Source organism: Paraburkholderia sp. BCC1886, assembly GCF_900996245.1.
In the GTDB taxonomy this organism is placed as follows: Bacteria; Pseudomonadota; Gammaproteobacteria; order Burkholderiales; family Burkholderiaceae; genus Paraburkholderia.
This window is the reverse complement of record NZ_CAAJGK010000107.1, coordinates 15,951-29,100: the sequence shown is the minus strand read 5'-3', so window position 1 is coordinate 29,100 and position 13,150 is coordinate 15,951. Positions and strand designations below refer to the sequence as shown.

The 13,150-nt window shown below is 63.5% G+C and carries 12 protein-coding genes; 5 read left to right on the top strand and 7 right to left on the bottom strand.

Annotated features, from left to right (window positions below):
- Positions 1-23: 23 nt before the first annotated feature.
- From FQ746_RS30550 to FQ746_RS30540, 3 genes are all read right to left on the bottom strand, one after another.
- Positions 24-671 (bottom strand): NAD(P)-dependent oxidoreductase, encoded by a 648-nt coding sequence (locus tag FQ746_RS30550; protein WP_144113550.1) that lies wholly within the window; start codon positions 669-671, stop codon positions 24-26.
- A 112-nt stretch (positions 672-783) separates the two neighbouring features.
- Positions 784-1,239 carry an Rrf2 family transcriptional regulator gene (locus FQ746_RS30545; RefSeq protein ID WP_144113549.1) on the bottom strand — a complete coding sequence of 152 codons (456 nt, stop codon included), beginning with the start codon at positions 1,237-1,239 and terminating at the stop codon, positions 784-786.
- Positions 1,240-1,317: 78 nt separating this feature from the next.
- Positions 1,318-1,788, bottom strand: a complete 471-nt coding sequence (locus tag FQ746_RS30540; RefSeq protein WP_144113791.1) for a hypothetical protein — start codon at positions 1,786-1,788, stop codon at positions 1,318-1,320.
- 152 nt (positions 1,789-1,940) lie between these two features.
- Here FQ746_RS30540 and FQ746_RS30535 point away from each other — a divergent pair, with 152 nt between their 5' ends.
- Complete coding sequence (locus FQ746_RS30535; protein ID WP_144113548.1) at positions 1,941-2,267, top strand: hypothetical protein; 327 nt, start codon at positions 1,941-1,943, stop codon at positions 2,265-2,267.
- Here the strand turns inward: FQ746_RS30535 and FQ746_RS30530 are convergent.
- On the bottom strand, positions 2,254-4,083 hold the full coding sequence (locus FQ746_RS30530; RefSeq protein WP_144113547.1) for a sensor histidine kinase: 1,830 nt from the start codon (positions 4,081-4,083) through the stop codon (positions 2,254-2,256). The genes FQ746_RS30535 and FQ746_RS30530 overlap by 14 nt on opposite strands.
- A gap of 343 nt (positions 4,084-4,426) precedes the next feature.
- Between FQ746_RS30530 and FQ746_RS30525 the strand changes: the two genes are divergently transcribed.
- Together FQ746_RS30525 and crcB are read left to right on the top strand one after the other, a co-directional pair.
- A complete protein-coding gene (locus FQ746_RS30525; RefSeq protein WP_144113546.1) occupies positions 4,427-5,629 on the top strand; it encodes an ammonium transporter in 1,203 nt (400 codons plus the stop codon).
- A 176-nt stretch (positions 5,630-5,805) separates the two neighbouring features.
- On the top strand, positions 5,806-6,186 hold the full coding sequence (gene crcB, locus FQ746_RS30520) for a fluoride efflux transporter CrcB (protein ID WP_144113545.1): 381 nt from the start codon (positions 5,806-5,808) through the stop codon (positions 6,184-6,186).
- A gap of 642 nt (positions 6,187-6,828) precedes the next feature.
- Here crcB and FQ746_RS30515 read toward each other — a convergent pair.
- From FQ746_RS30515 to FQ746_RS30505, 3 genes are all read right to left on the bottom strand, one after another.
- Positions 6,829-7,293, bottom strand: a complete 465-nt coding sequence (locus FQ746_RS30515) for a hypothetical protein (RefSeq protein WP_144113544.1) — start codon at positions 7,291-7,293, stop codon at positions 6,829-6,831.
- 116 nt (positions 7,294-7,409) lie between these two features.
- On the bottom strand, positions 7,410-7,973 hold the full coding sequence (locus FQ746_RS30510) for a peroxiredoxin (RefSeq protein ID WP_144113543.1): 564 nt from the start codon (positions 7,971-7,973) through the stop codon (positions 7,410-7,412).
- Positions 7,974-8,136: 163 nt separating this feature from the next.
- Complete coding sequence (locus FQ746_RS30505; RefSeq protein ID WP_144113542.1) at positions 8,137-9,474, bottom strand: EAL and HDOD domain-containing protein; 1,338 nt, start codon at positions 9,472-9,474, stop codon at positions 8,137-8,139.
- Between the two features lie 283 nt (positions 9,475-9,757).
- Between FQ746_RS30505 and FQ746_RS30500 the strand changes: the two genes are divergently transcribed.
- Together FQ746_RS30500 and FQ746_RS30495 are read left to right on the top strand one after the other, a co-directional pair.
- Positions 9,758-11,572, top strand: a complete 1,815-nt coding sequence (locus FQ746_RS30500) for a putative bifunctional diguanylate cyclase/phosphodiesterase (protein ID WP_144113541.1) — start codon at positions 9,758-9,760, stop codon at positions 11,570-11,572.
- A gap of 92 nt (positions 11,573-11,664) precedes the next feature.
- Positions 11,665-13,122 carry an HDOD domain-containing protein gene (locus FQ746_RS30495; protein ID WP_144113540.1) on the top strand — a complete coding sequence of 486 codons (1,458 nt, stop codon included), beginning with the start codon at positions 11,665-11,667 and terminating at the stop codon, positions 13,120-13,122.
- The last annotated feature ends 28 nt before the right edge of the window (positions 13,123-13,150 follow it).

Below are 13,150 nucleotides of genomic sequence, written 5' to 3'. Positions count from 1 at the left end.
GGTCGATGCTGGACCTGCGCCGCTCAATAACCGGCCGTCGCGATCTGGCGGATGAAACGGCCTTGCTCCAGTTCATCGACGAAAGCAATGGCATAGTCTTCCGCGGAGATATGGCTGTTGCCTTGCGCATCGGCGATCAGTGTGGTCGCGCCGGTGCGGAAACGACCCGTGCGCTCGCCCGGAGCGATGATCGCGGACGGTGCGAAGAACGTCCAGTCGAGGTCGGTCGCAGCACGCAGACTCGCCAGCGAATCGCGTTGCGCAAGCGAAATCGGCTTGTAGGCGGCCGGGAAACCTTCGGTATCGACGAGCTGTTTGCCCGGCGCCACTTCGAGCGAGCCCGCGCCGCCCACGACCACGAGCCGCGTCAGACCGGCCGCGCGCACACCGTCGACCAGCGTGCGCGTCGCCGTGCTCACCGTGGTCAGCGCATCGCGTGGCGGCGCATAGGCGCTCGCGACGACATCGTGACCGCGCACCGCGGCCGCCACTGCCGCCGGATCCAGCTGATCCACCTGCTGCGCCCGCAGATTCGCCACGTCGGCCGGCACGCGCTCCGGCGAGCGGACCAAAGCCGTGACCTGATGCCCACGACGCGCGGCTTCCGCCGCGATGCGCGAACCGATCATGCCGGTGGCGCCGAATAGTGCGATCTTCAACTGTTTGCTCATTTCCCTATGCTCCTGAAAGTGGCCGTATATGTAATCGTCATGGTTACATATACGGTCGAAAAAAGAGGGGCGATCGCCCCTTCCCTTGCCGCTTCCCCTACGACGCGGCTGCTTACTTATGCGAGCGCCGCTTGCGTTCCCACGCCCGTTCCGCCCGAACCACGTCCGCCGTGGCGTCGGCGAGCGTGCGGCCGGCGAGCGACGCCTCCATGGCCTGCTGCGCGTCGTCGACGATACCGCGCAGCACGCCCTGGATATTGCGCCCGACCATACAGGCGGGATTAGGCTCCTCGCGATGCAGCGCGAACAGCTGCGCGTCGTCCACGGCGCGATATACCTCGAGCAGATTGATGTCTTGCGGCGCGCGCGCGAGCAAGGCACCGCCGCCCGCGCCCAACTGCGCCGTGGTCAAACCCGCTTCCGCCAGCATGCTCAACAGACGGCGGATGAGTGCGGGATTGGTATTCACGCTACCCGCAATCATCTCCGACGACAGCGGCACGCCCTGTTGCAGCGACAGCAACGCGAGCACGTGCACCGCGAAAGCAAACCGGCTACTGGTATTCACGGCGACCCGTCCGGCAACGACAAAGTGTAACTATCATAATTACATTTAATGGGACTGTCAAAGGTCGATGGGGACGGCTTACTTGTCCATCTGCTTCTGTGCATCGGTGGAAGAACCCGTCGACGACGACGTGGCGCTGGTCGACGAAGCCGAACTTTGCACCGACCATTCCTGCAGCTTGCGTCCTGCCGTCTCCAGGCCTTGCCCTGTCAGCGAGGCGGCTTTGCCGAGTTGGACCTGGGTTGCGCTTGCCGCACTTTGCAGATTGGCCTGGGCGGTGGACGCGAGCGTACTGGGATCGATGTTGATGGTGGGCGCGGAGGCCGACTGCAGATTCTGCTCGGCGGCGTTTTTGGTGGCGTCGACCTGCTGGCCGACGTAGCTGGCTGCCTGATCCATTTTCTGACCGGCGGCCTGGGCGGCGGCGTCGAGCTTGCCGGCGACCTGCCCCGCAGACGCATCGTTCTTCTGGCAAGCCGCCAGTGCGCCGAACACGACGAGGATAACGGCGGCACGGCGCAATAACGGCGATGAGAGGGTTGCAATCATGGTGGTGAGTGAGCCGCGTCTGGCGGCTTCCGCATACGAAAACGGGCTCATCATACGCCGTTGCGTCGCGCTGCCCTGCATTTGAGACTAGTCCGATAGTTCATCGCGCCAGGCTTTTCTATAGTCGCCGGTTCACTCTGGAGCGCTTCCCGATGCAACTGACCGACTGGATCGTCATTCTCGCCGTCGTCCTGATAACGATTGCTTTTTTCTGCGCGCGCACGCCGGCCAACTGGTCGTCCGAAAACCGCGCAAGGCGTCTGGCCGGCACACGCCTGCTGATCCAGGCGGCGTGCTCACTGTGGGCCGCGCTGCTGATCGCGGCACACGGCCTGTTCGCCCTCAAAGGCTTGCTCGCGGTACGACCGGCGCCGCTCGAAACGCTCGCGGGCATCGCCATTCTGAGCGTCTGCGGCTGCTACTGGTCGATTCGCGGCCGGCAACTGCTCAAACCGCGACGCATCTTCAGCGCGTACTGATGCCGCGGCGGGACGCAACGCCTGGCTTCACGCGAGCGTCGCCCGCTTTTGCTCCAACGGTTCCCGCGGCTCCCGCGGCGACGGTTTGCGACGTCGTCGCCTCACCGCGAGTCCTGCCGGCGTCGTTCACGCCCAGCGTCTGCCCGCCCCGTGCGGTATCGGCTGGCGCCGCTGTCAGCGCGGCCCGCGCCGCCTCGCGTTCCTGCGCCTCTTCGGCCAGTTGCGCCGCGCGCGCCGCGGCTTCGGGCAACGACAGATAGAAGGTCGTGCCCTCGCCTTCTTTCGATTCCGCCCACACGCGGCCGCCGTGCCGTTCGACCACACGGCGCACCAGCGCGAGACCGACGCCCTCGCCGGCGGTCGCGTTGCCGTGCAATCGCTGGAACGCGTTGAAGAGGCGCGGCAACGCCACCGCCGGAATGCCCAGACCGTTGTCCCGGACGTAGAAGATCCGCAGCGTGTGCACGCCCATCGGCGCAGGCGTAATCCCGATCTCGATGCGCCCCGGGCGCGACGGGTCGAGATAATTCACCGCATTGCCGATCAGATTCGCGAACATCTGCTCGAGCGCGGTGGGGTCGCCCCACACGGCCGGCAGTTCGCCCACGCTTACGTGAGCGCCGCGTGCGCGGATCGAGCCGCGCATCGCGTCGATCACGCGCGGCACCAGCTCGCTCACCTCGACCTTCTGCTGACGGTACTCGACACGCCCGACCCGCGAGAGCCGCAGTAGCGCATCGATAATGTGCGATGCGCGCAGCACGGCGGTCTGCAGATAATGCAGCGCTTCGCCGATGTCTTCGTCCACGACGCGCTCGATACGTTGGCGCGGCTCCTGGCCGAGCGACGATTCGCGCAGCACCACACGCAACTCGTCGCACGCGCGAATCAGTTCCTTCGAGAAGCCTTGCAGATTCACCAGCGGCGCGCGCAGGTCGTGCGATACGCTGTAGATGAACATTTCGTTTTCCTGCGTCTGCTGCCGCAAGGTCTCGTTGATCCGCGCCAGTTCGCCGGTGCGGCGCGCGAGGTCGGCCTGGAAGCGCGCCTGGATACGCTCGCCTTCGAGCAGCCGCCGGCTCGTCTCGTGCAAGGTCAGATCGAGCCGCGCGATTTCATCGCCGCCCGTGCCGATCGGCGCCAGCGGTTCATTACTCACCAGCCGCCCGGCATTGTCGGAGAGCCGCGCGAGTCGGCCGCGCACACCACGCGTGAACAACCAGACCGCGAGCGCGACGAGCACTAGCGAGCCGATCACGGCGGCGACCACGAGCGTCTGCTGCCGGTCGCGCGCGGCGTTGGCGACGGTCGAGCGCTGCGTATCGAGATTGCGCTCCTCGGTCTGGAAGACGGCGATCTGCTGTCGGAAGCGGTCCAGCACGTCGGCCGGCGCGAGTTCGCCGAAACGCTCGACCACGTCGCGGCGGCGCCCCGCGTGCAGTAGATCCTGAATGCGGTCCGACCATTGCCGATAGGCCTGCACGGTCTGCCGCACCTGGACCACGCGGGCGACCTGTTGCGGATTGTCGGCGACCAGATCGGCCAGCCGGTCGATGCGCCGGTCGACGTCCATCCACAGGGTCACCGGCGTGTTGTAGCGGGCATCGTCGGCGAGCACCGCGCCGCGCAACGCGACCGACTCGCCCAGCACCGGATCGAGAATCGCCGTGGTCTGGCGCAACACCTCTTCGCTATGGATGGCCCATTGCTCCGCCACTTGCGCATCGGACTGGGCCTGAACCAGCCCGGACAGAAGCGCCAGCTCGAAGACGGCCGGAATCGCGATCAGCAACAGGCCTTTAGTGGTGAGTCTCATGCGTGCGCATCGGAGGGGTGGCCGGCAGGTCATGCGCGGGGAGCGCACATTATGTCGGCGATTGTGGCGGAAAACAAAGCGGGGTCGGTTGCGCGATTGAAACGTAAAGCAAATCGAATAATTCGCCCATGTTTGGAACACGGCTTTATTGCGCGGTGAACCAATGCACTTAATTTGTGCGTTTAGAGTCGATGGAAGTGCAAGGCAAAATCTCCTGAAACATGGGCCATTTTTAAGAATCCCATCCTGGTGCGGTTTTGCACCTCAATTCAACGATTGAGCACAGTTTTGGCCCGCTTCTTGCATTCAATGCCCGCTTTTTTGGCATGAGCGGGACAACCCGATGGAAAGCTTGAAAAGTGGCACCGACACCCTCTTTCTTTTACTGGGTGCCGCGATGGTTCTGGCGATGCATGCTGGATTCGCGTTTCTCGAACTCGGTACGGTTCGCAAGAAGAATCAGGTGAATGCGCTGGTGAAGATTCTGGTGGATTTCTCGGTATCGACCATTGCGTATTTCTTCATTGGCTACACGATCGCTTATGGCGTGCAGTTTTTCGGCAGCGCGCGCGTGCTGGCCGAGCACAACGGTTTTGCGCTGGTGCGGTTTTTCTTCCTGCTGACGTTTGCCGCGGCCATTCCGGCGATCGTGTCGGGCGGGATTGCCGAGCGCTCCAGGTTCAACCCGCAGTTGTTCGCGACCTTCGTGCTGGTCGGCTTCGTCTATCCGTTTTTCGAAGGGATGGCGTGGAACGACCGGTTTGGCATCCAGAGCTGGCTGACTCAGGTGTTCGGTGTGCCATTCCACGATTTTGCCGGCTCGGTGGTGGTGCATGCGTTCGGCGGCTGGGTGGCGTTGCCGGCGGTGTTGCTGTTGGGCGCGCGGCATGGCCGCTACCATCGCGACGGCGGGATTGCCGCGCATCCGCCTTCGAATATTCCGTTTCTGGCGTTGGGCGCGTGGGTGCTGGCGGTCGGCTGGTTCGGCTTTAACGTGATGAGCGCGCAGACCATCGACAAGATCAGCGGCCTCGTCGCGGTCAACTCGTTGATGGCGATGGTGGGCGGCACGCTGACGGCCTGGTTCGCCGGCCGCAACGACCCCGGCTTCACCTATAACGGGCCGCTGGCCGGACTGGTGGCGGTCTGTGCGGGTTCGGACGTGATGCATCCGCTCGGCGCGTTGATCACTGGCGGGATCGCGGGCGTGCTGTTCGTTTCGATGTTCACGTGCGTGCAGAACCGCTGGCGGATCGACGACGTGCTCGGCGTGTGGCCGCTGCATGGCTTGTGCGGTGCATGGGGCGGACTGGCGGCGGGCATCTTCGGGCTACCGGCGTTGGGCGGGATGGGAGGCGTGTCGTTCGGCGCGCAACTGGTGGGCACGCTGGGTGGCATTGTCGTGGCGACGCTGGGCGGGACGCTCGTGTACGGTGCGATTCGCCTGACCGTGGGTTTGCGGCTGGATCAGGAGGACGAGTACAACGGCGCCGATCTGTCGATTCACCGGATCTCGGCGACGCCGGAGCGGGAGAGCGTGGGGTGATCGCATGCGGCGCATTCCCTTGAGTTGGGAGCGGTTTTTTTCGCTGGGACCGGTGATAGACTTTCGCGCTGAATTGGCATCGTCCGTTACGAGATGCCGGCCATTTCCCGGGTGATGAAGTGCAGCGTTGCTGTGTTCGACGGCCCGGTTCTTGTGACGCACTGTTTGCGGGTTTTATGTACTGGTCCATTCTCGCGGTCGCTATTGGCGGCGCGCTCGGCTCGCTGTTTCGCTGGTTTCTTGGGATCCGGCTCAACGGGTTGTTTTCAGGTTTGCCGCTGGGGACGCTGGCCGCGAATGTCATCGCGGGGTATGTGATCGGCGTGGCGGTCGCGGGGTTTGCGCGCGCGCCGCAGCTCGCGCCGGAGTGGCGGTTGTTTGTGATTACCGGGTTGATGGGAGGGTTGTCGACGTTCTCGACGTTTTCCGCCGAGGTCGTGCAGAGGTTGCAGGATGGGCGGCTGGGGTGGGCCGCCGGGGAGATCATCGTGCATGTGGGGGCATCGCTTGCGATGACGGTTTTGGGGATTTGGACTGTGGGGGTTTTTTCTAGATAAAGGAGGGGGCGTTGCACTGGGCGTTTTCGTTGCACTGGCTTTTTCGTTGCACTGGCTTTTTTGGCCTTTCCTTGTTGTCTTAGTGGTCTATTAGCGTTCCCCCTGTGCGGGGGGGCACCTACTTTTCTTTGCCGCCGCAAAGAAAAGTAGGCAAAAGAAAGCGGCTCACACCGCTAGCTTATAAGTGGGACCCGTAGCATTTCCCTGTTAGTGGTGCATCTGGAATCCGTGCTCTCGCACACTTCGCCTAGGTGACAAGGCAGTCATTCTTCCGGCGGCGCTTCGCGCGCCCCCGCGTCGTTCTACCCCCCCTCGGTTTTTCGCCTTCCGTGGTGTACCCATCCGCGACGCACGCAGTGCGGAGTGGGAGCTGATGAGTGCTTTGTCACTACCGCGTAATGCGCGAGGGACCGGATTCCAGATGCACCACTACCAATGAAATGCTGGGGTTCCCACTTAAGAATTAGCGGTGTGAGCCGCTTTCTTTTGCCTACTTTTCTTTGCGGCGGCAAAGAAAAGTAGGTGCCCCCCCGCACAGGGGGAACGCTAATAGACCACTAACAAAGCAAGGAAAGGCCAAAAAGCCAGTGCAACGAAAAGGCCCAGTGCAACGAAAAGGCCCAGTGCAACGAAACAAGCCCATCAAAGCCTCTGCCCAACAGCCAACAAAAAAATCCTTTTCCACTGAGCAGCCAGCCGCTTGCCTTGCAAAGGCAGCACCCACTCGACGCGCCTAGCGTCCTTAACCTGTACGACGAGCTGCCACGCAGCCCCCACCTCCCGAACTTCAGCCCCCAGAAGATCGGCAAAGATATAAGCCCCAAACTCGCCGCCCAGGCGAATCTCACACAGCCGCTTGCCGGCGGCCATCCTCACCGACCCCCAACTCCCGCTGACCTGATGCGTCCAATCCCCATCGTGAATATTGGGCGCCACGGCCTGGCGACGCCGCCACCACACCACGACAGCCAACACGATCAACGCAACCACCACCACCGCCACCCCAACAGCCACGCCCATCCCAAACCCGGCCCGCAGCGCTTCGAACCCGCGCACCGCGCCATAACCCAGCGCAACCAGCGCAATCAACACAACCAGAATCGGCATCGCAATCTCACGGGGATAAAAAACCCGAGGCTAGCACGCGCAATGCCCAAACAATCCGCAAAAACCTGTTGCGAAATCCGCAGCGCACAATCAAACACCAACCAAACCAGCCACCGCTATTGCTTATGCGCCTGCGCCCAATCCTTCACGGCCTTCAACGTATTCTCGACATGCTTCTCGGGCGACAAACTCGTGTACTCGTAAATAATCTTGCCGTCCGGCGCAATCACATAAGACACGCGATTCGCCATCGAGGCATGCATCGGCAAGCCCGCATCGTAAGCGCCAATCACCTTCGACTCCGCATCGGCCGCGACCGGAAACTTGCTGCGGCACTCGCTCACCGAGAACTTCGTCAACGTATCGATGTTGTCATGCGACACACCTATCACCGTCGCGCCATATTTCTTGTACTCGTCGACGGCATCCGCGAACTCGTGCGCTTCGATCGTGCAACCGGTCGTGAACGCAGCCGGATAGAAATACAGCACCACCGGCCCTTTCTTCAACTCATCGGCTAACGAATAGGTGTAGGTCTTGCCGCCCAGCGACGCCTGCGTGGTAAAGGTCGGCGCCGGATCGCCCGGCTTGAGGGTCGCCGAGGCCGTCAGCGAATACAGGGCAGCCCCCAGCGACACGGCAGCGGCCAGCGCCACCGGAATGAGCGTTCTCTTTTTCATCGGCAATGTCTCCAGGCGTGAGTGCTCGCGCACGATCGATCCAACCGGAAGACCGCGGCGCCCTACCCGGCGCCCGCCGCTTCCGTGCGCTATTGGACCACGTACCGGCCGCCCGCGCATCAACCCGCCGCCAGCGTCCGCCTGTCAGACCAGCGCCCGCCGATCAGACCACCGCCTCCGCGATATGCGCACCGAACCAGGCCGCCGCCGACAGGTTCAACTCGGCCAGCACCTCCGGCGTCAGCGTGGCGAAGCCGGACGGCGCCTCGGGTCCCCGAGCGATCGCCGCGGCATCGGCGCCCTCGCCGGCCACCTCGGCAAGCCGCAGCAACATACCAAGCGCACCGGTCCGCGACACGATCGCTTCGCGAATCTGCGGCGCGAGGCCCAGCTTTTCGAGCACGGTATCCGGCGTGCTGCCGAACACCACGTGCACCAGCGAAAAGATGCCCGTCATGAACGCCGCATCGGCGAATGCGCCGTCGGCGGGACGCAACCAGGCCGCCGCCAGCTCCATGAACCGCGAGCGGGTACCGGCGAGTTGCACCAGCGGGTCGGCACGCCACGGCAGATCGCCGCCATCGGCATACAGCAGCAGTTGCGCCCAGCGCGAAATCTGCCGCGTGCCCGTAGCAATGATCGCCTCGCGCAACGACGCGATATTGCGCCCCAATCCGAATGCCCCCGAGTTGACGAGCCGCAACAACTGCACGACCACACTCGGATTCAGCTTGAGCTCGGCCTCCAGTTCGACGATGCCGGCATCGCGCGACAACAGTGCGAGCAGCCGCAGCAAACCCGGACGCGGCGAGCGGTTGCGCGGTGCAGCCAGCACTTGCGGCCGCGCGAAGAAATAGCCCTGAAACAGATCGAAGCCAAGCTCGCGCGCGAGCGCGAAGTCTTCGCGAGTCTCCACCTTCTCGGCAAGCAGCGTCTTGCCATGCGCATGCACGGCCGCCGCCAGCGCCGGAAGATTCGCGCGATCGGTCTGCAGGAAATCGATCTTGACGATGTCGGCATGCGGCAGCACTGCGATCAACTCGTCCGAGAGCTCGCACACATCGTCGAGCGCAACCTGAAAGCCCGCGCGGCGCAACTCGCACAAACGCCGCGCCAGCAGCGCGTCGAACTGCACGGTCTCGAGTATCTCCAGCACGAAGCGCTCGGGCGGCATCAGATGAACGATGTCGTTGAACAACAGCGCCCGGTCGATATTCACGAAGCCGCGATGCGGACCCAGCACCGCCGGCACGCCGATCCCGCCAATCGCGCGAGCCACCACCTGCGCAGTGGCCTGAGCGTCGTCGGTGACTTCGGCGTAGTTATGCGCGCCGGCCCTGAACAACAATTCGTAAGCATTGAGCGCGCCTTCGCGATCGAGAATCGGCTGGCGCCCGAGGTAGACAAACTGCGCAGCCGCATTCCGTTCAGCGGCTTCAGCGGATAAATCTGGCACCTCGATGCGCCGGCAAGCGGCTCTGTCAGTGTGACGTTCAGACATGGATCATCGGTGCGAGTAAGGGGAACATTATGCGGTGCGCATTGCTGGCAATCCACAGCTGATTTACTCGTATTAACGGACGTCGAAGCGTTTCACTTTAGCCGAATCGACCGGCTTCGCGAGCGGCTTCCTTACCGGATGTTTTTTACCGATCCGGCTAAAGATTTTCGTATGAAGGTCGTTATCTCGTTCTGATGGAGCGGCCTGGTACTTCCGGGCCGTCCGCCCGGGCGGCCGAGCGAACTGCCCCGCCTGCAGACGAACACAGGTCCCAGCGACAAACATGGAAGCGAACAGGATCACCGCGCCCCGCCGGGGCTCCTTGCGCACGGTCGTCGACCGGCTTCGTGCGTTCGGCCGGCGCGCGGACGTTAAACCGCAACCCGGTGCCAACCGGGCGGCACAACTGGAACAGGTAGTCGGCGCGGTCGACCTGCTGGCGCACGTCGACGACCAGTTGCATTTCATCTACGTCTCCGAAGCCAGCCTGCGCTTCATCGGTTATCACCGCGAGTATCTCGAGACCATCACGCTGCACGACCTGGTGGCGCCCGCCGACGTGGCGCGTCTCGATGCGCTGCTCAAACGCGCAGCGCTGTCGGGTAATGTCGAGAAAGCAACGCTGAGCCTGATCAAGTCGCTGACCTATCCGATCACCGTCGAACTGCGCGTGGTGCGCGGTCATCACGACGGCATCGAAGGCTATGCGATCGCCGGCTTCGACGTGTCGGCCTGGCGTGCCAACGAGGAGCGCCTGAACCAGGCGCTGAATCTGGATCGCCTCACCAACCTGCCCAACCAGTCGGCCCTCGTGCCCGCGCTGCTCGACGCCCAGCAGCAGGCCGACACGCACGGCACGCCGGTCGCGCTGTTGCTGCTCGATATCGACGACTATCAGCGCGTCAATCGCGCGCTCGGCTACGACGCCGGCGACGAGATGCTGCGCGACATCGCGCGCCGCCTGCTGAACGTGACGGGCGCGAACGAGATGGTCGCGCGCATCGCCAGCGACGAGTTCGCGATTCTGGTCAAGCCCGCCGCCAATCGCACCGATGCCGCCGCGGCCGCCGAAACCCTCGCGCGCCGCCTGTTGCCGGTAATCCAGCAGCCGTATGTATTCAAAGGCCAGCAGGTGCATCTGTCAGCGAGCATCGGCATTGCGCTATATCCGGACGTGCGTCACGCCAACGACCACGGCGGTCACGACACACACTTGCTGCGCTGGGCCGACCATGCCTTGCTGCAAGCCAAGGCGGCCGGCGGCAACACGTTGGCCTTCTACGTGCCGGACGACAATCCCGCCGACGCCGAGCGCCTGAAGCTCGAAGCCGACCTTTACGACGGCGTGCGCAACGGCGAATTCTCGCTGCACTTCCAGCCCATCACGCGCAGCAGCACGCATGGCGTCGTCGGCGTCGAAGCGCTGATCCGCTGGTGTCATCCGCTGCACGGTCTGGTGCCGCCGTCCATGTTCATTCCACTGGCGGAATCGATCGGCCTGATCAACTTCCTCGGCAACTGGGTGATGAAGGCCGCCTGCATGCAACTGATCCAGTGGGATGCGCGCGGCATCTCGCTGCAATACGTGGCCATCAACGTGTCGCCGCAGCAGTTCCGCGACCCGCGCTTCAAGGACTCGGTGCGCGAGGCGATCGCGCTGACCGGTATCGACCCACGCCGCATCGTCTTCGAAATTACCGAGACGCTGCTGATGCACGAGCCGGCCCAAGCCAAGATTCTGCTTGAAGAACTGACGGCCACCGGCATCCGCTTCGCCGTCGACGATTTCGGCACCGGTTATTCGAGTCTCGCTTACCTGCAACGATTCCCCTTGGCCAAACTCAAGATCGACCGGAGTTTTATCGAGAATCTGCTAACCTCCCGGAACGATCAGGCAATCGTTAGCGCGGTCGTCGGTCTGGCCCAGACGCTCAATCTGGAACTGGTGGCCGAAGGCGTGGAAACCGAAGATCAACGCGCGATGCTGACCGAGATGGGATGCGATCATATTCAGGGCTGGCTCGTGTGCAAGGCGTTGCCTTCCGACGAACTTGCGCAGCGTTTCGAAGCGCGTACGCTTCATCTGCACGCCGCTTAAGCGATGCAAACCGGGCGTTCACGCAGCCAGATAAGCCCGCCCGTTGGCGGCCTGGCATTCAATGGAACACGTATGGCTTTGGCGGGACTCACATGGTAAAGGCGGCGGTGCTCGACCGGCTCTGGACGCGAATGAGCGAGCGCGGCGATTTCCCCATGCTGTCGCAATCGCTGCGCACCACCATGGCGGCGATGAATAACGACGACCTCGACTTCACCGGGCTCGTACAAGTGGTGCTGTCGGACTTCGCGCTCACGCAGAAGGTCTTGCGGCTTGCCAACTCGGCCATGTACATGGCGTTCGGCGGCAACATCACCACCGTATCGCGCGCGCTGATGGTGCTCGGCATGGACGCCGTCGGCCATCTGGTGGTCGGCCTCAAGATCGTCGATCACTTCCATCACAGCGCACCGCGCCGGATCGACGCGAAACTCGAATTGAACCGCACGCTGCTGTCGGGTTGCGTCGCGCGCAAGCTCACCGAGCGCGGCGATCTGCGGGCCGGCGAAGAGGCCGTCGTCTGCACGTTGATGCGGCAAATCGGCAAGCTGCTGGTGGTGTTCTATCTCGACGCGGAGTGGGACCAGATTCGCCGCCATATCGACAGCGGCACGCTCGAAACCGATGCCTGCGTGCTGGTGCTGGGCGTCACGTTCGACGAAATCGGCGCCGAAGCCGCGGTGCGCTGGCGCTTGCCGGACATGATCCGCGACGGCATGGGCGAATACGATCCGCAAGACACGGAGCAGCCGCGCCAGGTGCAGTGGCTGCGCGCCATCACCAATTATTCGACCGCGGTTGCGGACGTGCTCACGCAACAGAACACGCCGGAGCGGGACCGCGAAGACGCGATCGCAGCGCTCGCGCACGAATACAGCCGCGTACTGAACACCGACCCCGACGTGCTGCTCGAGATGAGCGTGGCGCTGGCTCGCGAAGAAGGCGGCGACGGCGTAATGCGCGAGATCGTCGAGTTACGCGCGAATGCGGATGCGATTGCGCGTCAGGCGCTCAATCCGGAGGCGCGCATAGCGGCCGGCGTGCAGGATCTGCGCGATCTGCCCGAAGGCAGTCCGCTCGCGCCGGCGCTCGCGATGGCCTCGGAAACCATCCTCGCCGGACTGGGTTTCGCGCGGACCGTGGTGTTCGTCAAGCATAGCAACGGCACCTTCAAGGCACGTCTCGGACTCGGCCCGAAAATCGACGCCGCGCTGCCCCGCCTCACGTTCAGTTCCGCGTTCGAACCCGACGTGTTTCATCTGGCCATCGCGAACTCGGTGGGGATCTTCATCGAGAATGCGCGCGACCCGAAAATGGTCGCGCGGCTCCCCGAATGGTTTCGCCGCAGCTTCGACGACGCGCGCGCTTTCGTGCTGTTGCCCGTCGTCGACGACAGCGAGCAGACGGTGGCGCTGCTGTACGGCGACTGGTCTCACACGCAGGAGCCGCGCCGCATCTCACAGAAAGAGATGAGCGTGCTGAACGAACTGGCCAAGGAGTTAGGCCGTTTTTTCGGCCTGGGGCAGATGCAGGAAATGGAGACGATGTGAAGGCCTGGCGCGATCGTTGATCGCGCCG

Excerpts from the sequence above, each read along its gene's own strand:
- FQ746_RS30550 (WP_144113550.1), bottom strand. The coding sequence starts at position 671 with ATGAGCAAACAGTTGAAGATCGCACTATTCGGCGCCACCGGCATGATC.
- FQ746_RS30515 (WP_144113544.1), bottom strand. The coding sequence starts at position 7,293 with ATGCCGATTCTGGTTGTGTTGATTGCGCTGGTTGCGCTGGGTTATGGC.
- FQ746_RS30495 (WP_144113540.1), top strand. The coding sequence starts at position 11,665 with ATGGTAAAGGCGGCGGTGCTCGACCGGCTCTGGACGCGAATGAGCGAG.
- FQ746_RS30505 (WP_144113542.1), bottom strand. The coding sequence starts at position 9,474 with ATGTCTGAACGTCACACTGACAGAGCCGCTTGCCGGCGCATCGAGGTG.
- crcB (WP_144113545.1), top strand. The coding sequence starts at position 5,806 with ATGTACTGGTCCATTCTCGCGGTCGCTATTGGCGGCGCGCTCGGCTCG.
- FQ746_RS30535 (WP_144113548.1), top strand. The coding sequence starts at position 1,941 with ATGCAACTGACCGACTGGATCGTCATTCTCGCCGTCGTCCTGATAACG.
- FQ746_RS30525 (WP_144113546.1), top strand. The coding sequence starts at position 4,427 with ATGGAAAGCTTGAAAAGTGGCACCGACACCCTCTTTCTTTTACTGGGT.
- FQ746_RS30500 (WP_144113541.1), top strand. The coding sequence starts at position 9,758 with ATGGAAGCGAACAGGATCACCGCGCCCCGCCGGGGCTCCTTGCGCACG.
- FQ746_RS30530 (WP_144113547.1), bottom strand. The coding sequence starts at position 4,083 with ATGAGACTCACCACTAAAGGCCTGTTGCTGATCGCGATTCCGGCCGTC.
- FQ746_RS30510 (WP_144113543.1), bottom strand. The coding sequence starts at position 7,973 with ATGAAAAAGAGAACGCTCATTCCGGTGGCGCTGGCCGCTGCCGTGTCG.
- FQ746_RS30540 (WP_144113791.1), bottom strand. The coding sequence starts at position 1,788 with ATGATTGCAACCCTCTCATCGCCGTTATTGCGCCGTGCCGCCGTTATC.